A 21,005-nucleotide genomic window follows, 5' to 3' on the forward strand; every position below is an offset into this window, starting at 1 on the left:
CGGTTCAGGCGTCTTCGGTGATGATGATGGCCTGCTCGGGGCATGATTGGGCGGCTTCACGAACCTGGTCCTGCCGATCGGCGGGCACCACTTCGTCGACCGCGGACGAACTGCCGTCGATGTCGCTGAGCCGAAACGACTCCGGCGCGATCATCGCGCACAGGGTGTGGCCCTGGCAGCGCTCTGGATCAACCCAGACCTTCACGGTGTCTCCTTGCGTGGTTCGTTGCGGGGTTCGATCGAGTTGGGGCGCTTCTTTAGTTGTGGTAGTCGTACCACTTCAGATAGCCGCCGGCGTCGACGCGCAGCTGCATGCCGGTGACGTACCTGGCCTCGTCGGAGGCCAACCACAGCACGGCGTTGCTGATGTCTTCCGGTTCCACGTAGGGAATCCTCATCGCCTGTTGCACGCCGAACACGGGCTCGGCGTCCGCCCGGGTCGGGTGTTCGAGGTCCGGCCGGAACGAGCGGTACATCGGCTCGCTCTGCAGCATGGGGGTGTTGGTGTTCGTGGGGTGCACGGCGTTGGCGCGAATCCCCAACGGGGCCAGCTCGGTTGCCAGGTCGTGCACGTAGTGCGCGATCGCGCGCTTGGAGTGGATGTAGGCCATTCCGCCGGGGTCGGCGCCGGGGTTGTCCTTTTTGGCGGTGTCCATCAGCGCGGCGGTGGATCCGGTGGCGATGATCGACGCGCCGGTCCCCAGGTGCGGCAACGCGACCTGGATGGCGTTGATGGTGCCGATCAGGTTGGTGTTGATCACGTCGCACCACGCCTGCAGCGGCGGCTCGCCCTTCATGCCGGCCACTCCGGCCTGCGCCACCACGATGTCGAGGTGACCGAACTCGGCGAGCCCGGCGTCCAGCGCGTCGCGCAGTTGTGCGGCGTCGCGCACGTCGGCGCGGGCGGTCACGACGGCTTGGCCGGTCTTCTCCACGAGCCGCGCGGTCTCGTCGAGATCCTCGGGCGCGGCCATCGAGTAGCCGATGGTGTCGATATCACAGCACAGGTCGACGGCGATGACGTCGGCGCCCTCCTCGGCCAATCGCACCGCGTGACTGCGGCCCTGGCCGCGTGCCGCGCCGGTCACGAAGGCGACCTTCCCCCGCACGCGCCCGTGTGCGCCCTCTCCCACCGCTTCTCCTTCCGATTGGTCACCGAAGACCGGTGTCTCAGGTGTTGCGACCGCCGTTGACGCCCAACAGCTGACCGGTGATGTAGCCCGCCTCGTCGGACACCAGGAAGGCGCATGCCGCCGCGATGTCCTCCGGCTTACCCATCCGGCGCACCGGGGTCCGCGCGATGGTCTCGTCGATATCGCCCAGGAAGCCGTTCTTCGCCGCGGCGCGCAGCATCGGGGTGTCGATGAAACCCGGCGGCACCGCGTTGACCGTGATTCCGGCGGGGCCGTACTCGAGTGCCAGGGACTTGGTGAGCCCGTTGACCGCGGACTTGGCCGCGACGTAATGGCTCATATAGGGCGCGCCGGAATGGGTGCTCGACGAGGAGATGTTGACGATCCGCCCCCACTTCGCCTGGATCATGTCGGGCAACACCGCCTGAATGGTGTGGAAGACCCCGTTGAGGTTGACGTCGATCACCCGCTGCCAGTCCTCGAACGTGATGTTTGTGAAGCGCTTGAAGCCGTCCAGCCCCGCTGCGTTGACGAGGACCGTGACGGGCCCCAGCTGGGCGCGGATCGCAGCGAAGGCGGCATCCAGCTGCGACCGGTTGGTGACGTCGGCGGTGAAGCAGTGGTCGCCGTCCGACGGGCGGAGATCGATCGTGGCGACGTCGAGGCCGTCGGCTCGCAGCCGTTGTGCGACGGCGAGACCGATGCCGGACCCGCCACCGGTGACCACCGCAGTCTTCACGTTGAGGCCTCTACTCCACAGGTGACCGTCTCAGTCACAAAGAATCACGCTTGCAATTATGAGAACCCTACTCTCACGCCGGATCGGGTTGCAAGATACCCGGGAAACCGTGTTTGGCCTGCGTCAAACTGCGTGTCCCCGGCAACCGCTGCCGCTCGGGTCGCTGGTCAGCGGCCCGCTCCCATTCCTGAGAGTTTCTTGAATTATCGAGAGTCGAATGTAAGATTCGCCGCGGAAGAGAATCAAATTATCGTAACCGTCACCAGGGGGTACGGAATGCCTGCCCAGGACACGGCAGAACCCGCCGCGGATGCCGCGCCTGAGTCACACGTCGACCGCCGGCTCTTGATCGGTGGCCGGTTGGTCGCCGCCGACGAAACCTTCCCGTCGATCAATCCCGCCACCGGCGCGGTCGTCGGGCATGCGCCGGACGCCGGTGCCGGGCAGGCCGAAGCCGCGATCGCGGCGGCCCGGGACGCGTTCGACACGACCAGCTGGCCGACCGATGTCGAGTTGCGCATCCGCTGCCTCGACCAGCTGCATCGGGCGCTGATCGACCACGCCGACGAGTTGCGTGAGCTGACCATCGCCGAGGTCGGCGCCACCCGAGCGCTCACGCACGGCGCCCAGCTCGACGAGCCGATCGGCATCGTGCGGTTCTACGCGGATCTGCTGCGCACCTACCGGTTCTCCGAGGACCTCGGGGAGAAGGAGTCGCGCGGCATGCTCCATCACCGCTGGGTGGAAAAGGAAGCCGCCGGCGTGGTCGCGGCGATCATCGCCTACAACTACCCGAACCAGCTGGCATTGGCGAAGCTCGCCCCCGCCCTGGCCGCGGGGTGCACCGTGGTCCTCAAGGGTGCGCCGGACACACCGTTGGTCACGTTGGCGCTCGGTGAGCTGATCGCCGAACACACCGACATGCCCGACGGTGTGGTGAACGTGATCAGCTCCTCGGGCCCCGAGGCGGGCGAGGCGCTGACCACCAGCCCCGACGTCGACGTCGTCACCTTCACCGGATCGACGGCGGTGGGGCGCAAGATCATGGCCGCCGCCAGTGGGACGGTCAAGCGCGTGTTTCTGGAGCTGGGTGGCAAGTCGGCGGCCATCATGCTCGACGACGCGGACTTCGCCGGCGCTGCGACGTTCGCGTCGTTCAGCATGGTGACCCACGCGGGGCAGGGGTGTGCCCTGACGTCGCGGCTGCTGGTGCCCAGGTCGCACCACGACGAGATCGTCGAGCTGATCGCGCAGAACTTCGCCCACGTCCGACACGGCGACCCCGCGGATCCGAAAACCTACATGGGCCCACTGATCAACGAGCGCCAGCGCGACAAGGTGGACGGCATGGTCCAGCGCGCCGTCGCCGCGGGCGCGACGTTGGTCACCGGCGGCAAGCGGCTGGACCCGGGCTACTTCTATGCGCCGACGCTGCTCACCAATGTCGATCCCGACAGCGAGATCGCGCAGGAGGAGATCTTCGGGCCGGTGCTGGTCGTGATCGCGTTCGACGATGACGACGACGCGGTGCGCATCGCCAACAACTCGATCTACGGCCTGGCGGGTGCCGTCTTCAGCCGCGATGAGGGCCGTGCGCTCGCGGTGGCGCGCCGGATCCGGGCCGGCTCCTTCTCGATCAACGGCGGCAACTACTTCGGCGCGGACAGCCCGTTCGGGGGCTTCAAGCAATCGGGGGTGGGCCGAGAGATGGGCGTGGCCGGTTTGGAGGAGTTCTTGGAGAGCAAGACGTTTGCGGTGCCGGCGCCGGGAGCTCCGGCGTGAGGCCGCTGGAGGGCATCCGCGTCCTGGAGGTCGCCATGTACGGGTTCGTCCCGTCGGCGGGCGCCGTGCTCGCCGAGTGGGGCGCCGACGTCGTCAAGGTCGAGCACGCGGTGACCGGCGATCCGCAGCGGGGCCTGCGACAGACCGGCATGCTGCGCGTCGAAGGCGACCCCAACCCCAACATCGAACACGCGAACCGCGGCAAGCGCAGCATCGGGCTGGACATGTCGGTGCCCGAGGGCAAGGAAGTGCTCTATGAGCTGGCGCGACGGTCGGACGTGTTCCTGACCAGCTTCCTGCCGGGCGCGCGCCAGAAGTTCGGGATCGACGTCGACGACATTCGGGCGGTGAACCCGCAGATCATCTACGCGCGTGGCAGCGCGCTCGGTCCGCGCGGCGAAGAGTCGGTCAAGGGTGGCTACGACATGACCGCGTTCTGGTGCCGGGCCGGAACCGCCGCGACCATCACGCCGGCGGGGATGCCGGGGATGATCGCGCCGCCGGGGCCCGCCTACGGCGACACCATCTCGGGCACGAATCTCGCGGGCGGCATCGCGGCGGCCCTGCTCAAGCGGGAACGCTCCGGTGAGCCGTCCGTCGTCGACGTGTCGCTGTTGGGCAGCGGCCTTTGGTCGATGGGACACACGGTCGCGTTGACGAACCATCTGGGCCAGCGGCTTGAAGCACCGCCACCCGGTGTACACGGCGCTCCCAACAACCCGTTGGTCGGGCTCTACACGACGTCCGACGGACGCTACATCTCCTTCGTGATGATGCAGCCCACCAAGTTCTGGGCCGACGTGTGCCGGCACGTCGACCTACCGGAGTTGGCCGACGACCCGCGCTTTGCAACGGTGGAGAAGATCGCCGCCAACACGGCGGAGGCGGTGGAGCTCCTGACCAAGGCCATCGCAACCCGCACGCTGGCCGAGTGGAGCGAACGCTTCACCACGCTGGCCGGTCCCTGGGCGCCCGTCCAGGACACCTTGCAGGCCGCCAACGACGCGCAGGTCCGTGCCAACGAGTACATCGTGCAGGCGGGCGAACTCGAGTTGGTCGCGAACCCGGTCCAATTCGACGTCGCGGCCCCACAGACCGGGCCGGCGCCCGGATTCGCCGAGCAGACGGACGAGATCTTGATGGAACTCGGATTCGACTGGGACCGCATCATCGAACTCAAGACGGCCGGCGCCGTCACCTAGGACCGGAGGTGTCGTCGATGTTCGAGCCGACCGTCGCGGCTGTGCTGACACATTCGCCCCGGCTAAGCGGACTGCTGATTGCTTGTCGGATAACGGTTATGCGTTTTCCGTTCCGTCCGGACCCGGCATGAGTCATAATCGCCGGACGCTTCAAGACATGGGGCCCCACGTTTTGGAGCGTCAACTCACGCAACAGAACGGAGGTCCTGGCGTGAGGATGGACAGCGCTGTCATGCCCGGGTCAGGTGCCGGATTCCGGCCGCCCGCAAGGCGTTTCGTCGTCGCCTGCACGCCTTCATGGCCATCGGTTCAGCTAAATCTACAGCAGTCAGTACGCGAGAACAAGACTGTCGGTCTCGTAACTCAGGAAAGGGTTTGAGGCCGATGGCAACCACGGGCGCAGACCGTTGGTCAGCGGGATTGCCGCAGCTGAAACTGAAATGGGACATCTCGGGGCCCATGCAGGCCGTCGGAGCACTGTGCGCGATGTCGGCCGATGCGGTCAAGTTCTTGTTCCGCCGGCCGTTTCAGTGGCGGGAGTTCCTGGAGCAATCCTGGTTTGTCGCGCGGGTGTCGCTGGCCCCAACGTTGTTGGTGGCGATCCCGTTCACCGTCCTCGTCAGCTTCACGCTCAACATCCTGCTGCGCGAACTGGGCGCGGCGGATCTGTCCGGTGCGGGCGCCGCGTTCGGCGCGGTCACCCAGCTCGGACCGCTGGTCACGGTTTTGATCGTGGCGGGGGCGGGCGCTACGGCAATGTGTGCGGACCTGGGCGCGCGAACCATTCGCGAGGAAATCGACGCGATGGAGGTGCTGGGCATCAACCCGGTGCAACGGTTGGTAACCCCGCGCATGCTGGCTTCCGGTTTGGTCGCCTTCCTGCTCAACAGCCTCGTCGTCATCATCGGCGTCCTTGGCGGTTACGTCTTTTCGGTGTTTGTGCAGGACGTCAATCCCGGCGCGTTCGCCGCGGGTATCACTCTGCTCACCGGCGTGCCCGAGGTGATCATTTCCTGCGTCAAGGCAGCGCTTTTCGGCCTCATCGCCGGCTTGGTTGCCTGCTATCGGGGCCTGTCGATCACCGGCGGCGGCGCCAAGGCCGTTGGCAACGCGGTGAATGAAACCGTGGTCTATGCCTTCATGTCCCTGTTCGTCGTCAACGTGGTCGTCACCGCGATCGGCATCAAGATGACGGCGAAGTAGGGACGGCCAATGGCGCTGAGGGCCGCATATCCGCGATTTTTCCGCCAGCTGGAGAGGCCGGTCGCCTCGCTGGGCCGGATCGGCGACCACACCCTGTTCTACGGCAAGGCGCTCGCCGGGGTGCCCTTCGCGGCCACCCATTACACGCGCGAAGTCGTTCGACTCGTCGCCGAGATCAGCATGGGCGCGGGTACTTTGGCGATGATCGGCGGAACCGTGGTGATCGTCGGCTTCCTGACCCTGGCGGCGGGCGGCACCCTGGCGATTCAGGGCTACACCTCGCTGGGCAACATCGGCATCGAAGCGCTGACGGGTTTTTTGTCCGCATTCATCAATGTGCGCATCGCGGCGCCGGTGGTCGCCGGGATCGGTCTGGCGGCCACCTTCGGCGCGGGCGTGACCGCTCAGCTGGGTGCGATGCGGATCAACGAAGAAGTCGATGCTTTGGAGAGCATGGCCATCCGGCCGGTTTCCTACCTGGTGAGCACCAGGATCCTGGCGGGAATGATGGCCATCACGCCGTTGTACGCCATCGCCGTGATCCTGTCGTTCGTAGCCAGTCAGTTCACCACGACGTTCCTGCTCGGGCAGTCGCAGGGCTTGTATCAGCACTACTTCAACACGTTCCTGAACCCGATCGACTTGTTGTGGTCGTTCCTGCAGGCCATCCTGATGGCGCTCACCATCCTGCTGATCCACACCTACTACGGCTATTTCGCGTCGGGGGGGCCGGCCGGCGTCGGCAATGCGACCGGCAACGCGGTGCGCACCTCGCTCATCGTCGTGGTCTCGGTAACGCTGTTGGTCTCGCTGTCTATCTACGGTACGAACGGCAACTTCAACCTGTCCGGTTAGCGAAGGAGGTGGAACGGCAGTGACGCAGAGTGTGCCAGCGGGTCGCGCGGCGGCCGGTCGACCTGCGCGCGCCGGTCATGCCCGGCCCGCCGGGCGAAGCTATCTGGCGCCGTTGCTCGGGTTGGCGACCGTCGTCATCATTGGCCTGATTTTCGCCTTGGCGGTGGGTCTCTTTCAGGGCTCCTTCACCGAAAGCGTGCCGGTGACCGTGATCTCGCAACGCGCCGGCCTGGTGATGAACCCGGATGCCAAGGTCAAGATGCGCGGCGTACAGGTGGGTAAGGTCGCCTCTGTCGAATCGCTGCCCAACGGCCAAGCGGCCATCCACCTGGCGATGGACCCGTCGCAAATGCGCTTCATTCCCGCCAACGTGCTCGTCGACATCGCGTCATCGACGGTGTTCGGCGCGAAGTCCGTCCAGCTGGTCGAACCTGACCAACCCGCGGCCCAGCGGCTGCACGCCGGCCAGACGCTGCAGGGTCAGCACGTCATGGTCGAAATCAACACGGTATTCCAACAATTGGTGTCGGTCCTGGCGCACATCGACCCGCCGAAGCTCAACGAGTCACTGGGTGCCCTCGCGCAAGCGTTCAGCGGGCGGGGCCCACAGCTTGGCCAGTCGCTGAGCGACCTGGATTCGTTTCTGGCCAGGCTGGAGCCGAGCCTTCCCGCCTTCAGGCATGACCTCTCGGTATTACCGGCGGTGGCCAACGCCTACGCCGACGCGGCACCGAACCTGGTGAAGACCGCGTCCAACGCGACCCGGATCAGCAAGACGCTGGTCGACGAGCAACACAACCTGGATGCACTGCTGATCAGCGCGATCGGCTTGGCCGACATCGGCAACGACGTCCTGTCGACGAACCGCCAACGGCTGACGGATGCGCTGCACCTGCTGGTGCCGACCACCGATCTGACCAACGAATACCACGAGGTATTCACCTGCGGGTTCGGTGGGCTGATCAACATCGCGCACGGTCCGCCGCTGTCGGAACCGAGCATCAACATCTCGGCGAGCCTCACCTGGGGTGGCGAACGCTATCGCTATCCGACGAACCTGCCCAAGGTTGCGGCGACCGGTGGTCCCCAGTGCATGGGTCTGCCGAACCTGCCGTTCAACACGCATCCGAAGCAGTTCATCACCGACATCGGCGCCGACCCGGTGGGGTACGGAAACCCACAAGTGCTGATCAACTCCGACCTCCTCAAACAGCTGTTGTACGGACCGATCGCCGGGCCGCCACGCAACTCCGCCCAGGTCGGGATGCCCGGATGAGAACCCGCGCCACGCTGATAAAGTTCGCGATCTTCGCGGTCGTGATGGCGATGCTGACCGCCTTCCTGTTCTTCATCTTCGGCCAGTACCGGACGGGTGCGACCAACGGTTATTCGGCGGTGTTCACCGACGTGTCGCGTCTCAAGGCGGGGCAGTCGGTGCGAGTAGCCGGCATCCGGGTCGGCACGGTCAACAGCGTTTCGCTGCAGCCGGACAAGAAAGTCGTGGTGCAGTTCGACGCCGACCGCAGCATCGTCCTCACCGAGGGCACCAAGGCGGCGGTCCGCTATCTGAACCTGGTGGGCGATCGCTACCTCGAACTCGTCGATGGTCCGGGTCCGACCAAGCGCCTGCCGGCCGGTGGCCAGATTCCGGTCAACCGCACGGCGCCGGCGTTTGACCTCGATCTGCTGCTCGGCGGACTCAAACCCGTGACGCAGGGCCTGAATGCGCGCGACGTCAACGCGCTCACCTCGGCGTTGCTGCAGGTCTTCCAGGGGCAGGGTGGGACCCTCGAGTCGCTGTTCGCCAAGACGACGTCGTTCTCAAATGCCTTGGCGGACAACGATCAGACCGTGCAGCAACTGATCGACAACCTCAACATCGTGATCGGCACGATCTCCAAGGACGGCAGCAAGTTCTCCGGGGCGATCGACCGCCTCGAGCGGCTCGTCAGCGGGTTGTCGGACGACCGCAACACCATCGGCTCCGCCATCGACGCCCTGGACAGGGGAACCGCCTCGCTGGCGGATCTGCTGACAAGCGCGCGGCCGCCGCTGTCGGGCACCATCGATCAGTTGAATCGGCTGGCACCGATTCTCGACAACGACAAGGACCGCCTGGACGCCGCAATCGGCAAGGCGCCCAAGAACTACCGCAAGCTGGTCCGGCTCGGCGCGAACGGCGCCACCATCCCGTACTACCTCTGCCAGTTGGAACTACGCGGCACGGATCTTCAGGGCCGGACGGTGAAAGCCCCGATATTCAGGTCAGACGCTGGAAGGTGCACGGAACCCTGATGCTCAAGTATCGCGGAACTGGCCTCGTCAAGGCGGGACTCATCGGCGTCGTCCTGGCGGTGATGGTCATCCTCGTCGGCCTGTCGCCCGACCGGTTCATCGCGTGGGCGACGATGGTCAGATACCAGGCGCTGTTCACCGAAGCCGGCGGCCTTACGACGGGCAACCCCGTGATCGTGTCCGGCGTGAAGGTCGGCACGGTGTCGGATATCAAGCTGCAGCGCGGCGACGCTCTGGTGACGTTCGCCATGAAGGGCAACGTCCTGCTCGGTTCGGAGACGTCCGCGCACATCCGCACCGGCACGTTGCTGGGCGAGCGGATGCTGACGTTGGAGTCCGCCGGCAGCGGCACGTTGCACCCGATGGCGCTCATTCCCGTCTCGCGCACGTCTTCGCCGTACTCGCTGACGGAAGCGGTCAGCGACCTGACAACCGACACCGCCGGAACGGACACCACGGCGCTGAATCAGTCGTTGGACACGCTCGCGGCGACGCTCGACCAGATCGCGCCCCAAATGGGGCCGGCCTTCGACGCGCTCACCCGGTTGTCGCGCACCCTCAACAGCCGCAACAAGAATCTCGGCGAGCTGTTCAAGAGCGCCGGCGACGTCACCGGCGTCCTCTCCGAACGCAGCCAGCAGGTCAACAAACTCATCCTCAACTCCGACTCTCTACTGCAGGTGCTGGTGGCGCGCCGGCAAGAGATCGTGGACCTGCTGGCCAACACGTCGGCGGTGGCCAAACAGCTGACGGCACTGGTGCACGACAACGAAAGCAAGCTGGCGCCCACGCTGGAGAGGCTGAATTCGGTGACCGCCATGCTGCAAAAGAACCGCGATAACATCAGCAAGGCGCTGCCGGGCCTGAAGAAATTCCAGATCACGGTCGGCGAGGGCATCTCGAGTATGTACGCCTATCAGGCCTTCGTCCCGAACTTCCTTGCCCCGCAACTCTTCCAGCCGATCATCGACTACCTCTGGGGATTCCGCACCTTCGACACCTCGAAGGGTCCGGGCTACCCTTCGCCGTTGCCCCGCTCGCTGACTCCCTGGCCGTACAACGGCATTCCGGTCTGCCCCGGCTGCACGTTGGGCGGCAGGATCGGAGGGTCACAATGACCTCCCGGGTACCTCGTAACAGGGTGACGGCCGTGGCGGCGGTTGTCCTGGTCGGGCTCATCGTCGCCGGCGCCGCCGTGCTCGTCCGCAACACGGTCTTCGGCAAGAAGACGATCACCGCCTACTTCACCACCGCCACCGCGATCTATCCCCATGACGAGGTGCGGGTGTCGGGTGTCAAAGTCGGCAACATCAAATCCATTGAGCCGCAGGGCACCCAGGCCAAGATGACCCTCGAGGTCGACCGCGGCGTACCGATTCCGGCCGACGCGAAGGCGGTGATCGTCGCCACAAATCTGGTCGCCTCCCGCTACGTCCAGCTCTCGCCGGCCTATCGCGACAGTGGACCGGTCATGCGCGACGGGGCCGTGATCCCGGTCGAACGGACCGCGGTCCCGGTCGAATGGGACGAGGTCAAAGCCCAGTTGATGCGGCTGGCAACGGATTTGGGGCCCAAGAGTGGGGTCTCGGGCACGTCGGTGGGCCGGTTCATCGACAGCGCCGCCAACGCGCTCGACGGCAACGGGGACAAGCTACGGCAGACACTGAGTCAACTGTCGGGGGTTGGCCGAATCCTCGCCAACGGTAGCGGCAATATCGTCGACATCATCAAGAACCTGCAGACCTTCGTCGGCGCGCTGCGCGAAAGCAACGTCCAGATCGTGCAGTTCAACGACCGCCTGGCCACGCTCACCAGCGTGGTCAACGACAGCAAGTCCGACCTGGACGCGGCGCTGACCGATCTGTCGACGGCGGTCGGCGAGGTGCAGCGCTTCATCGCCGGGACGCGCAACCAGACCAGCGAGCAGATCGCCCGGCTTGCCGACGTCACGCAGGTCCTGGCCGATCAGCACATGGATCTGGAGAACATCTTGCACGCAGCGCCGAACGCGCTCGGCAACTTCTTCAACGACTACAACGCCGACACCGGAACCATCGTGGGCGGCTTCGGGATCATGAACTTCGCGAACTCCACGTTCTCGGGTTTGATGCTTCCGGTGCCCGTGCCCGGCTGCACCGCGATCGGCGCCATCGAGAACGTCACCGCCGTTGAATCGGGCAAGCTGTGCTCGCTGTTCCTCGGTCCCGGGTTGCGCGTGCTCAACTTCAACAACCTGCCGATCCCCATCAACATCTTCCTGCAGAAGTCGGTGGACCCGTCCAACATCCTCTACAGCGAGCAGCGTCTGGCCCCCGGCGGCGAGGGCCCGAAACCCGGACCGCCCGAGATCCCGCCCGCAGTGTCGGCCTATACCGGCCTGCCCGGTGACCCGGTCGGACCGCCGGGGGCGGTGCCGCCCGCGCGGATACCGGGCGCGGCGATGCCGCTGCCGCCCCCGCCGAGCACACCGGAGGCGCCACCACCGCCGCCACCAGCGCAGAGCGCGTCAGACATGCTGCTGCCGGCCGATCGGCCACAACAATGATCGCGGGGGTCACGGCGCGCCGGGTGTTCTCCGTGGGCTGTTGCGTGGTGCTGACGGCGACGGGATGCGCCTTCCACGGCCTGAATTCACTGCCCCTGCCGGGCGCGGTCGGACGCGGGCCGGGGGCCAACATCTACCACGTAGAGCTGCCGAATGTCGGCACCATGGAGTCGAATTCGCCGGTGATGATCGACGATGTCGTCGTCGGCAGTGTCGGCGCGATGAGGGTGAAAGGCTGGCACGCCGACGTCGAGATCTCGGTGAAGCGCGATGTCGTCGTCCCGGCCAACGTCGTGGCCACCGTCGGTCAGACCAGCCTGCTGGGGTCGATGCATGTGGAGCTCAATACGCCGCTCGGCCAGCAGGGCAGCGGGCGGCTGCAGCCGGGCGCCACCATCCCGCTGAGTCGCTCATCGGCCTACCCGTCGACCGAGCAGACGCTGTCGTCGCTGGGGGCTGTCGTCAACGGCGGCGGGCTGGGACAGATCGGCGAGATCATCCATAACTTCTCCGCCGCCCTGTCCGGGCGCGAGGGCGCGGTGCGTGATCTGATCACCCGCCTCGACACGTTCGTGGGAACGCTGGACGATCAGCGGGACAACCTCGTCGATTCCATCCAGGCGCTGAACCGGCTCGCCGCCACGTTCGCCGACCAGCGCGACGTCCTCACCCAGGCGCTGCAGAAGATACCGCCCGCGCTCGATGTGCTGATCAAGGAGCGCCCACGGCTCACGGCCGCCCTGGACAAACTACGCGTCTTCAGCAACACCGCCACCAGGTTGGTCAACGACACCCAGGCCGACCTGGTCAAGAACCTCAAGAACTTGGAGCCGACCATCCGCGCGCTCGCCGACGTCGGACCGGAACTCGGCACGGCCGTCGCGGCCGGGTTCGTGTTCCCGTTCACCCAGAACTTCGTCGACCGTGCGGTGCGGGGCGACTACTTCAACCTGCACGTCGATCTGGACTTGTCGATTCCACGGCTCAAGCGAGGCCTGATGTTGGGGACGCACTGGGGGCAGCTGGACCAGCCGTTGGTACCGGCCCCCGGGGACCCGTATTACCTGCAGTACACCCATGATCCGATGCATGACCCGGTGCAGCCCGCCGGTGGCCGGCAGCTCCAGTGTCACCGTCATCCGGCCGATCCCCAGCAGGGTCGGCGCCTGGATGTAGAAGAGGACCATCGCGATCACGCCGACGGTCCCGGCGATCGCGAACACCGCCAACTGGATCCGGACGAAGCGCGTCAGCATCTACCCGCCACCTTCCGTCGGTGCCGTTGCCGGCGGCGGTGTTTGCCCCACAGCCGCGTCGGGCTGCGGCGCCGCGGCGGGCGGCGGCCCGGGCAGCGGGGCCGCGCTCGGCGGGGGGCCGGGCAGCGGGGCCGCACCTGGCTCTTATACAAATCTGACGCTGCCGACGAATAAGGGAGGGGGAGACTAGGTGGTGCGTCGGCAGCGTCAGATTTGTATAAGAGCCGGGTGCGGGCCCGCTGCCCGGACCGCCGCCGAGCGCGGCCCCGCTGCCCGGGCCGCCGCCCGCCGCGGCGCCGCAGCCCGACGCGGCTGTGGGGCAAACACCGCCGCCGGCAACGGCACCGACGGAAGGTGGCGGGTAGATGCTGACGCGCTTCGTCCGGATCCAGTTGGCGGTGTTCGCGATCGCCGGGACCGTCGGCGTGATCGCGATGGTCCTCTTCTACATCCAGGCGCCGACCCTGCTGGGGATCGGCCGGATGACGGTGACACTGGAGCTGCCGGCCACCGGCGGGCTGTACCGGTTCTCCAACGTGACCTACCGCGGGGTTCAGCTCGGAAAGGTGACGTCGGTGGGCCTGACCCCGACGGGCGCGAAAGCGACGCTGTCGCTGAGCACTTCACCGAAGGTTCCCGCGGACCTGACCGCGGAGGTGCTCAGCGTCTCCGCGGTGGGTGAACAGTACGTGGATCTGCGGCCCAAGACCGACTCGCCGCCCTACCTGCACGACGGTTCGGTGATCGCCGCGCGGGACACCACGATTCCGCAGCCGGTCGGGCCGATGCTTGACCAGCTCAATGCCTTGGTCCAAAGCATCCCGAAGACCAAACTCGGCCAATTGCTCGACGAGTCGTTCCAGGGCTTCAACGGTTCCGGTTACGACCTGGGGTCACTGATCGATTCGTCGCAGACGTTGTCCCGCGACGCCAACGGCGTCGTCGATCGCACCCGGGCCCTCACCGAAGACACCGGGCCGCTCCTGGATACCCAGGCGCGCACCGCCGATTCGATCAGGACGTGGGCGCGGAGTTTCGCCGGCATCTCGGATGTGTTGGTGAACAACGATTCCCACTTCCGCACCATCCTGCAAAACGGTCCCGAGGCGGCGAACGAAGCGTCCCGCCTTCTCGCACAAGTCAAACCGACGCTGCCGGTGTTGCTCGCCAACCTGACCACCATCGGTCAGATCGGCGTCACCTACCACCCCTCGCTGGAGCAGCTGCTGGTGTTGCTGCCGTCGGCGGTCGCCATCGAGCAGGCCGCCGCGGCGCCGAACCATCCCGAGGGCACCGCCCAGGGCGACTTCGCGCTCACGATCGATGATCCGCCGATCTGCACGGTCGGCTTCATGCCGCCCAACACGTGGCGATCCCCGGACGACCTCACCGACATCGACACACCCGACGGGTTGTATTGCAAGCTCCCGCAGGATTCGCCGATCGGGGTTCGTGGTGCCCGCAACTACCCATGTATGGGTCACCCGGGCAAGCGCGCCCCGACGGTCGAAATCTGCAACAGCGACAAGCCGTACATGCCGTTGGCGATGAAACAGCACGTCCTCGGTCCCTACCCGCTTGACCCCAACCTGCTCGCCCAGGGCGTCCCGCCCGACGACCGGGTGACCGTCAACGACAGGATCTTCGGCCCGGTGGAGGGAACCCCACTTCCGCCGGGGGCGGTGCCGCGAGGTTCGCCGGCGGGGCCGCGGGGCGAGAATCCGCCACCGGGCACGGTTGGGGCGGCCGTACCGCCTGTGCCGTCGTCGGGACCGCCTCCGCTGGCGCCGATGTCGAGAATGTCGGCCGACCTTCCGCCGATAGCGCCACTGGACGTGCCTGCCGCCGGGGAACTTCCCCCGCCGCCGGCGGCGCCCGCGGTGCCCACTCCTCCCGATGCCGCGCCCCCCGACGCGGCCGCGGGCGGCGGGCCGCAGGCGGCGCCAAGCTCATTCAACGGTGCGGCCGGCAAGCAACGGCCATCCGTCACCATCGCCCGGTACGACCCGCGCACGGGTCGTTATGTCGGTCCGGACGGAAAGCTGTACCAGCAGTCGGATCTGGTTGCCCCGAAGGCGCCCAAGACGTGGCAGGACATGCTTCCCACCTGAAGCCGCCTCGGGGCGGGGAAGTAAGTAAGTGAGTAGAGCGCCCGGTCAGCCTATTTTGTCCAGGCGCAACGGCATCGCGATATCAAGCCACTGGTTTTGCCCGCAGGCGCCGGACGGGCCGACCGTCTTGTCTTTCCCGGCGTAGGTCGACGACCCGAGCTGATATCCGCCGTATTCGTTCACCGGGTAGAAGTAGAAGGTCTGCTGCCCGGTGAACGCGGTGCCGTCCTCACACCGCTCCCAGTCCCGCACTTCGCGTTTGACCTTCCACATCTCCCCGTCGTTCATGTACAGGGGAGCGCTCCATCCCTGGTCGCTGGTCACCGTGCCGTGGCATTCCTGGAATGTGACGCAGGTCGAGCTGATGGTCCAGGTCTGCACGACCGTCGGCTCGCCGAAGTACTGATCGTTCCGCTGGGCCCAGTCGCCGATGGACGTGGCGCGGAACGTTCCGTTGACGGCCACTTCTTCCTTGGTCGTTGCCCGCGCTGTGGACGCCGTGCTCACGCCGCCGAATATGGTGGCAGCGACCAGCGTAACGGCGGTGAGTGGGCGAACTGAACGCATCAGGTACTCCTCGACCCGCTTCAATTAACCGACACTATTAATGCGGTATCGACATTGCGTGCTGCTTTTCGTGCAATGAGATTAACACCGGTTCGGCTGCGACAAAATGGCGATTGAACCGAAATGGCAAGCGGTCACGACAGCGGATCCAACTTCGAGATCAGCCAGGAACCGTTGACCTTCGTCAGCGTCACCCGGGCGCTGTTCGCGGTCGTTTGTGGTTGGGGCTTCTCCGTGCTGGTGGCGGTCTGGTTGATGAATACCAGCACGACCGCGGAATCCGGGTGCAGCTCCGAAACGGCGGCCCGAATCACCTGGGCCGTCTCCGTGACGTGCTTCTGCTGTGCCAGCGCGGCTATCTGTTCTGTGAATTTGGTGTAGTAGGCGAGAAAATTACCGGTGAGATATGACTTCGCCTTGGCGAAATCGCGGTCGAGGTTGTCGGGAGCGTACGACAGCACGGCCACGGACCCCTCTGACGCCGCCCGGACTGCCCGCTGCGCCGCCGCCTCGGAGACCTGCTGATCCGGCCGATACAGGACGAAGTACAGACCGGCGGCGACGCCGATCGCCGCAACGACCAACACCGTCGCGACTATCGAACGCCACCTCGCGACACACCGCCCGATCCAGCGTTTGATTGCGGCCAGTCCGCCGGTGCGAGCCGGCCCCGGCGAAGAGGGTGCCGACCCCGCCTCGTCGGGCGGCGACGTCTCCGTGCCGTCCGGCGACGAACCATGCTCGACAGTCATTGCAAGAAATCGACTTTCGACATTTTGAGCTGACCGCCGTCCCGCGCGAGGGCGACGCTGATCCGCCACACGACGGGTGGCCGATGCGTGTTGTCCGCATTGGTGACATCGGATTTCGCCGCCACAAGTACGACCGCTGAATTGTCGCTCATCGACTCGACAGCTACGGCTTCGACGGTGGCCTTGCTGCTCACCTTCGATTCCTCCGTCTGCTTGGCCATGATGGCTGACATCGCAGACATCTGGGCTTTGAAGTCACCCGTCGACTCGTCGATGATGCGCTGGTAGTCGTCCCTGGCATGGTTGGCGTCGATCGACATCAGCGCCGTGATCCGTTGCCGCGCTGCGGCAGTGACTTCCGCCGCGAGCTGTTGTCTGTGCACGGTCGCCCGGTGCTGCCACACCATGTAACCGCTCGCCGCGAGGGAGCCGGACGCCAGCACGACGCCGACCGACGCGGCGATTGCTTTCCGGGACGGGGGTCGGAGCCACCGCGGTCGCCTCGGGCGCCGTGGCATCCGCAGTCGTGCCCGGATCGACTTTGCCGAGCGCTGCTCGACATCGGGGGCAGCGGTGTCGTCGTGCGCCTCGCCGGTTTCGGCTGCCGCGCGCAGCCTTGCGAGGCGCGCCCGAGCCTCCGCCGCCCGCGCTTCCGCCTCGGCGACTTCGTCTTCCGTGTCCGTGTCGGGTGCGATGGCGCCGGGATCGGCCCCTGAGCCCGACCGTGGTTCCGCGGGATCGGTCACGCCCGCCGGGCCGCCGCAATGGTCGGCGTCAGGCCCCTCCGGTTCGTGCACGGAGAAGGAGCTTATCACTTGGGACCGGTGTCAACGGCGTCATCGATCAGCCGCAATCGTGGCTCCCACATGCGCAAATGTGCGCCTCCCGGGTGGCGACCCGTAGCCCCGTCGGGGCGGCCCGGCGCCGGCGGCCCTGCGGCCCGGCTGATCTTCTCCAACCAGGAGAATTTTCTTTTCAGGTGTGGCAAAGTAATCGCGTGCGATTCATCGTGGCGATGGCCGCCGCGTTGCTCGGCGCCGGTGTGCTGGCCGCGCCGCCATCGTCGGCCGGGCCGACTGTCTGTGACTACCCCGCCTGCACGCCGGGCATCATGCCGCATCAGGTTCTGGGCGCGCCTTGTGAGAACACCACCTACTACGCCTTCGGTGTCGCCGACGGATACGTCTCGTTCGCCTCCGAGCCCGGACGGCTGATGTTCTGCGGCTCGCCCAGGAGATACCAGCCGCGATGGTTCCGGTCACCACCGATGGCGGGCGTCAAGGAGGAAGGCGCCACCTGCCAGAACTACCAGAACTACGTCGCGCAGGCGCCGGACGGACTGTTCCTGGTCTGCTTCGCCCACGACGGTGTCATGACCTGGGTGCGCGCCGACACATAGCCGCACTCGTCAGTCGGGGGCGTCCCGAGGCAGGCCGAGCAGGCGCCGGCTCAAATCGGTGACCCTGGTGAGCAATGTGTCGTCGTCGATGTCGGCGACGAGCGGATGCATGACAGCGGTGGCGAGCGCGCCGGAGAACATGGCCGCCTCGATCCGCCCGTCCAGACCCGCGTCGCTCAGCAATACCCGGTACAGACGGTCCATGAAAAGTTGAAACGGCTTGTGCTCGGCCAGCAATCGGACGACGACGGGATCGAATTGCAGCGTGCGCACCAACCGGCGGTCGCGAACGGCCATCTCGATCACCCGCACCAATAGGGCATCTCGCGCCTGAGGCCCGTCGTCGTATGCTTCGGCCTCCTCGAGGGCCGGCTCGAGCCGGCCGAGTTCGCGCTCGGTCACGGCGATGACGATCTGCTCTTTGGTCCGAAACTGGTGGTAGACAGCGGCTTTCGTTATCCCGACGGCGTCGGCGATCATCTGCAGCGACGTACCGCTGACACCGTGCGCGGCGAAAAGCTCCAACGCGGCATCCAACACCCGCGTCCGGGCCGCGCTGTGCTCGATCAGCCGGAATTGCCCACCGTTGACCTGCTCCCGCGCTGTGCCCACGCACAGAGACTAGACGATGCTATTGACTCGAAGCTAGCCGATCGGCTAGCTTCGCTGACTGGGCGTGTGGGTGGCCGATCTCGTAGGGGAGGGGTGCTGATGTCCGACGCCGACGGTGGAGTTACTCAGGGTCGGGGCACGACGCGGGCGCCGCTGCGGCGGACCGACGGTGAGCTGATCCTGCTGTGGAGTCTGCCCGCCGCCCTGATCATTTGGATCGCCGCGTTCTTTCTCTTCCCGGGTTTCAACCCGCCGATGTCACCGACGATGCCGGCGGAACAGGTCGCCGCGTTCTACCGCGATCCGGCGCATCTCCCGGAGATTCGATACAGCATGATCCTGTTCAACTGGTTCGGGGTGTGCCTAGTCCCGATTCTGGCTTTGATCGTGCTGCAGCTCCGCAGGATGGCGCACCGAACGCCGATCTTCTCCTACGCGATGCTGGGTTGCGCGGCCGGCGGTCCGACCCTGTTCCTCGTCGCCAACGTCTGCTGGCTGCTGGCCGCCTTCCGGCCGGAGCGGAGCCCGGGGCTCACTCAGCTGCTCAACGATTTCGGCTGGATCACCTTCACGATCCTCGTGCCCTTCCTGATCGGGCAGAGCGTGATACTCGCCGTGGCAATCTATTTCGACGATCAGCCGAGCCCGGTGTTCGGCCGCTGGGTGGCTCACTTCAACCTTCTGTTGGCCGCCGCGCTGGTGCCCGCGGCGTTCGTCGGCGTCTCGCTGACCGGACCGCTGGCATGGGACGGCTTCTTGTCGTTCTGGGTGAAGAACGTCGCGATTGCCGTCTGGATCGTCGTGATGGGCGTCGTCTTGGGGCGCACCGTTTATCGCGAGCGCGCCGAGACCCACGGGCGGCCAGACCAACTGGTCAACGCATGAGCGCGGTGATCACACCGCCGACGTCCCCACCGCCGCCCCCCGCTGGAGCCCTGCCTCGCCGAATCCGTTGGCACGTGAGGCACAACCCCAAACGGGAACTGTGGTTCGCGTGGGGGACGCTCATGCTGTTCTACAACATCTTCTTCCCGATGTTCTTCATCGTGGCGCAAGTCCAGCCCCCACCGGAGCCCACCTGGGACCTCGCCACACAGCTCCACTGGTTCTCCGAACGCCGTCTCGGGATACCGGTTGGCTTCGGCATCATCTTCGCCATCAGCGGCATGATCGCGGTCAACAACGCCCTGATCGCATACTCGATGCGGCGCATGTCGGTCAGCCGAGCCTTTGGGTATTCGTATCTGCTCATCTATTCGCTCAGTGCGGTTCCCGGCATGCTGCTGCTCAACATCGCGCTGATCGTCGGCACGCTGCGACCCGAGCGCGACCCCGAAGCGATCGGTTGGCTTTACGACTTCGCCTTCCTGTCCTTCGACGGCACGATGGGGGTGTTCCTGATCGGCTCGCTGATCTGGATGGTCGCGATCCTGCTCGACAGGAACCGCGTGTTCCCCAAGTGGTTCGGCTATCTGAACCTGTGCAACGCGCTGACCGAGGTGGTGGTGGCGCCGTGCTGGATCTTTCGGCGTGGCGTGTTCGCGTGGGATGGCGAGATCGCCTGGTGGCTGGACATGGTCGTATTCGGCGTTTACCAAGTCACTTTCATCGTCATGCTGTTTCACATGATCCGCCGCGAAGACTTCGGTACCGGGCGCCTGCCCGACCTGCCGCGAAGAGAGGCGGCTGCTTGATGACCGACATGACCGACGGGGACCCACGGGCCAGATTCGTCCCGGGCCAACCGGACATGTGGGCCTTCGTGTTGTTCGAGACCCTGGTTTTCACCGCATATTTCGGCTTCTACCTGTTCTCCCGCGCTCGCAACCCCGAGCTCTTCCTGCACTCACAGGCGCAGCTCGACCTGCGCATCGGGGTTTTCAACACCCTTGTCCTGCTGCTGAGCTCGTGGTCGGTCGCCCGCTGTGTCCAGTCCGCCCGCGCCGGCGCCTATCGTGCGGCGCTGCGAGACGTGTTCGTCACGGCCGCATTCGCTGCGGCGTTCTCGTTCTTCAAGGTGTTCGAGTGGGCTCGGCTGGTGCACGCGGGAAATGGCCTGGGGAGCAACGACTTCTTCACCTATTACTTCTTCCTCACCGGCATTCACTTCGTGCACCTGCTGATCGGCTTCGTCGCCCTCGGTGTCGTCGTCTACCAACTCCGAAGTCCGGCGCGGCGATCCCAGCAGAATGTCGAAACGTGTGCCACCTATTGGCACACCGTCGACTTCCTCTGGGTGCTCATCTTCGCGCTGCTGTACGTGGTGAGGTGAGAAGTGAAGTTCAACAAGCGGTTGCTGGGGGTATGGCTGATCCTGGCGTCGCTGACGCTGGCCTACCTATGGATCGACCATTCGGTCGGTACGGCGCCGAAATCCAGTGCGGTGGTCACGTCGAGCGTCATCGTGATCGCACTTGTCAAGGTGCGCATCATTTTTCGCGAGTTCATGGAGGTCCGCAACGCCCCGGCACTGCTGGGTCGGCTGACCGACGCGTGGGTGGTCGCCATGGCCACCGCCCTGCTCGGCTGCTACTTCGTCGGCATGAGCCTGTGA

Annotated in this window: 21 protein-coding genes and 2 pseudogenes; 15 read left to right on the plus strand and 8 right to left on the minus strand. The window is 65.9% G+C overall.

From position 1 onward, the window contains the following. Positions 1-4: 4 nt before the first annotated feature. Genes C1737_RS23440 through C1737_RS23450 form a run of 3 tightly spaced genes read right to left on the minus strand, consistent with a single transcriptional unit; the run spans position 5 to position 1,872 of the window. Entirely contained in the window at positions 5-205 is a 201-nt protein-coding gene (locus C1737_RS23440; protein ID WP_067922210.1) for a ferredoxin, read from the minus strand. 52 nt (positions 206-257) lie between these two features. Then, on the minus strand, positions 258-1,133 hold the full coding sequence (locus C1737_RS23445; RefSeq protein WP_068097671.1) for a mycofactocin-coupled SDR family oxidoreductase: 876 nt from the start codon (positions 1,131-1,133) through the stop codon (positions 258-260). A 37-nt stretch (positions 1,134-1,170) separates the two neighbouring features. Next, the gene (locus tag C1737_RS23450; protein WP_102419592.1) at positions 1,171-1,872 is read right to left on the minus strand and encodes an SDR family NAD(P)-dependent oxidoreductase; all 702 of its coding nucleotides are present in this window, start codon (positions 1,870-1,872) and stop codon (positions 1,171-1,173) included. A 276-nt stretch (positions 1,873-2,148) separates the two neighbouring features. Here C1737_RS23450 and C1737_RS23455 point away from each other — a divergent pair, with 276 nt between their 5' ends. The 9 genes and pseudogenes from C1737_RS23455 to C1737_RS23500 form a co-directional block, all read left to right on the plus strand. Then, positions 2,149-3,654: an aldehyde dehydrogenase family protein gene (locus C1737_RS23455; protein WP_102419593.1), complete on the plus strand. Its 1,506-nt coding sequence runs from the start codon at positions 2,149-2,151 to the stop codon at positions 3,652-3,654. After that, positions 3,651-4,856 carry a CaiB/BaiF CoA-transferase family protein gene (locus tag C1737_RS23460; protein ID WP_102419594.1) on the plus strand — a complete coding sequence of 402 codons (1,206 nt, stop codon included), beginning with the start codon at positions 3,651-3,653 and terminating at the stop codon, positions 4,854-4,856. Before C1737_RS23455 ends, C1737_RS23460 begins: the two co-directional genes overlap by 4 nt. 384 nt (positions 4,857-5,240) lie before the next feature. Continuing rightward, on the plus strand, positions 5,241-6,059 hold the full coding sequence (locus tag C1737_RS23470) for an ABC transporter permease (protein WP_068097679.1): 819 nt from the start codon (positions 5,241-5,243) through the stop codon (positions 6,057-6,059). A 9-nt stretch (positions 6,060-6,068) separates the two neighbouring features. After that, entirely contained in the window at positions 6,069-6,914 is an 846-nt protein-coding gene (locus tag C1737_RS23475; protein ID WP_067922237.1) for an ABC transporter permease, read from the plus strand. Between the two features lie 19 nt (positions 6,915-6,933). Further along, positions 6,934-8,190 carry an MCE family protein gene (locus C1737_RS23480; RefSeq protein WP_068097682.1) on the plus strand — a complete coding sequence of 419 codons (1,257 nt, stop codon included), beginning with the start codon at positions 6,934-6,936 and terminating at the stop codon, positions 8,188-8,190. Then, complete coding sequence (locus C1737_RS23485; protein WP_068097684.1) at positions 8,187-9,209, plus strand: MCE family protein; 1,023 nt, start codon at positions 8,187-8,189, stop codon at positions 9,207-9,209. Before C1737_RS23480 ends, C1737_RS23485 begins: the two co-directional genes overlap by 4 nt. Continuing rightward, a complete protein-coding gene (locus C1737_RS23490) occupies positions 9,209-10,327 on the plus strand; it encodes an MCE family protein (RefSeq protein ID WP_102420091.1) in 1,119 nt (372 codons plus the stop codon). The genes C1737_RS23485 and C1737_RS23490 overlap by 1 nt, the downstream gene beginning before the upstream one ends. Then, positions 10,324-11,754: an MCE family protein gene (locus C1737_RS23495; RefSeq protein ID WP_102419596.1), complete on the plus strand. Its 1,431-nt coding sequence runs from the start codon at positions 10,324-10,326 to the stop codon at positions 11,752-11,754. The genes C1737_RS23490 and C1737_RS23495 overlap by 4 nt, the downstream gene beginning before the upstream one ends. Continuing rightward, positions 11,751-12,842: pseudogene (locus tag C1737_RS23500) on the plus strand (MCE family protein); the annotation flags it as partial. The gene C1737_RS23495 and the pseudogene C1737_RS23500, both read left to right, overlap by 4 nt. A gap of 6 nt (positions 12,843-12,848) precedes the next feature. On the opposite strand, the pseudogene C1737_RS27560 reads toward C1737_RS23500, so the two are convergent. Further along, positions 12,849-13,010 (minus strand): annotated as a pseudogene (locus C1737_RS27560) (virulence factor Mce); the annotation flags it as partial. A gap of 365 nt (positions 13,011-13,375) precedes the next feature. Between C1737_RS27560 and C1737_RS23520 the strand changes: the two are divergent. Further along, positions 13,376-15,121 (plus strand): MCE family protein, encoded by a 1,746-nt coding sequence (locus tag C1737_RS23520; RefSeq protein ID WP_102419597.1) that lies wholly within the window; start codon positions 13,376-13,378, stop codon positions 15,119-15,121. Between the two features lie 45 nt (positions 15,122-15,166). Here C1737_RS23520 and C1737_RS23525 read toward each other — a convergent pair whose 3' ends face one another. The 3 genes from C1737_RS23525 to C1737_RS23535 form a co-directional block, all read right to left on the minus strand. Next, positions 15,167-15,688, minus strand: a complete 522-nt coding sequence (locus C1737_RS23525) for a hypothetical protein (protein ID WP_067922838.1) — start codon at positions 15,686-15,688, stop codon at positions 15,167-15,169. A 134-nt stretch (positions 15,689-15,822) separates the two neighbouring features. After that, positions 15,823-16,440, minus strand: a complete 618-nt coding sequence (locus tag C1737_RS23530) for a hypothetical protein (protein WP_102419598.1) — start codon at positions 16,438-16,440, stop codon at positions 15,823-15,825. Continuing rightward, on the minus strand, positions 16,437-17,135 hold the full coding sequence (locus tag C1737_RS23535) for a hypothetical protein (protein ID WP_369804522.1): 699 nt from the start codon (positions 17,133-17,135) through the stop codon (positions 16,437-16,439). The genes C1737_RS23530 and C1737_RS23535 overlap by 4 nt, the downstream gene beginning before the upstream one ends. Positions 17,136-17,455: 320 nt before the next feature. Between C1737_RS23535 and C1737_RS23540 the strand changes: the two genes are divergently transcribed. After that, positions 17,456-17,839: a hypothetical protein gene (locus C1737_RS23540; protein WP_197509201.1), complete on the plus strand. Its 384-nt coding sequence runs from the start codon at positions 17,456-17,458 to the stop codon at positions 17,837-17,839. Positions 17,840-17,848: 9 nt separating this feature from the next. Here C1737_RS23540 and C1737_RS23545 read toward each other — a convergent pair whose 3' ends face one another. Continuing rightward, positions 17,849-18,451, minus strand: a complete 603-nt coding sequence (locus C1737_RS23545) for a TetR/AcrR family transcriptional regulator (RefSeq protein ID WP_067922817.1) — start codon at positions 18,449-18,451, stop codon at positions 17,849-17,851. A 99-nt stretch (positions 18,452-18,550) separates the two neighbouring features. On the opposite strand from C1737_RS23545, the gene C1737_RS23550 reads away from it, so the two are divergent. The 4 genes from C1737_RS23550 to C1737_RS23565 are packed head-to-tail and all read left to right on the plus strand — an operon-like array spanning position 18,551 to position 21,005. Then, positions 18,551-19,336 carry a hypothetical protein gene (locus C1737_RS23550; protein ID WP_068096631.1) on the plus strand — a complete coding sequence of 262 codons (786 nt, stop codon included), beginning with the start codon at positions 18,551-18,553 and terminating at the stop codon, positions 19,334-19,336. Beyond that, on the plus strand, positions 19,333-20,145 hold the full coding sequence (locus tag C1737_RS23555) for a hypothetical protein (RefSeq protein ID WP_102419599.1): 813 nt from the start codon (positions 19,333-19,335) through the stop codon (positions 20,143-20,145). The genes C1737_RS23550 and C1737_RS23555 overlap by 4 nt, the downstream gene beginning before the upstream one ends. Further along, a complete protein-coding gene (locus tag C1737_RS23560; RefSeq protein WP_102419600.1) occupies positions 20,145-20,723 on the plus strand; it encodes a cytochrome c oxidase subunit 3 family protein in 579 nt (192 codons plus the stop codon). Before C1737_RS23555 ends, C1737_RS23560 begins: the two co-directional genes overlap by 1 nt. 3 nt (positions 20,724-20,726) lie before the next feature. Beyond that, positions 20,727-21,005, plus strand: coding sequence for a cytochrome C oxidase subunit IV family protein (locus C1737_RS23565; protein ID WP_068096627.1), 279 nt, complete (start codon positions 20,727-20,729; stop codon positions 21,003-21,005).

Source organism: Mycobacterium sp. 4858 (assembly GCF_900240975.1).
Classification (GTDB): Bacteria; Actinomycetota; Actinomycetes; order Mycobacteriales; family Mycobacteriaceae; genus Mycobacterium.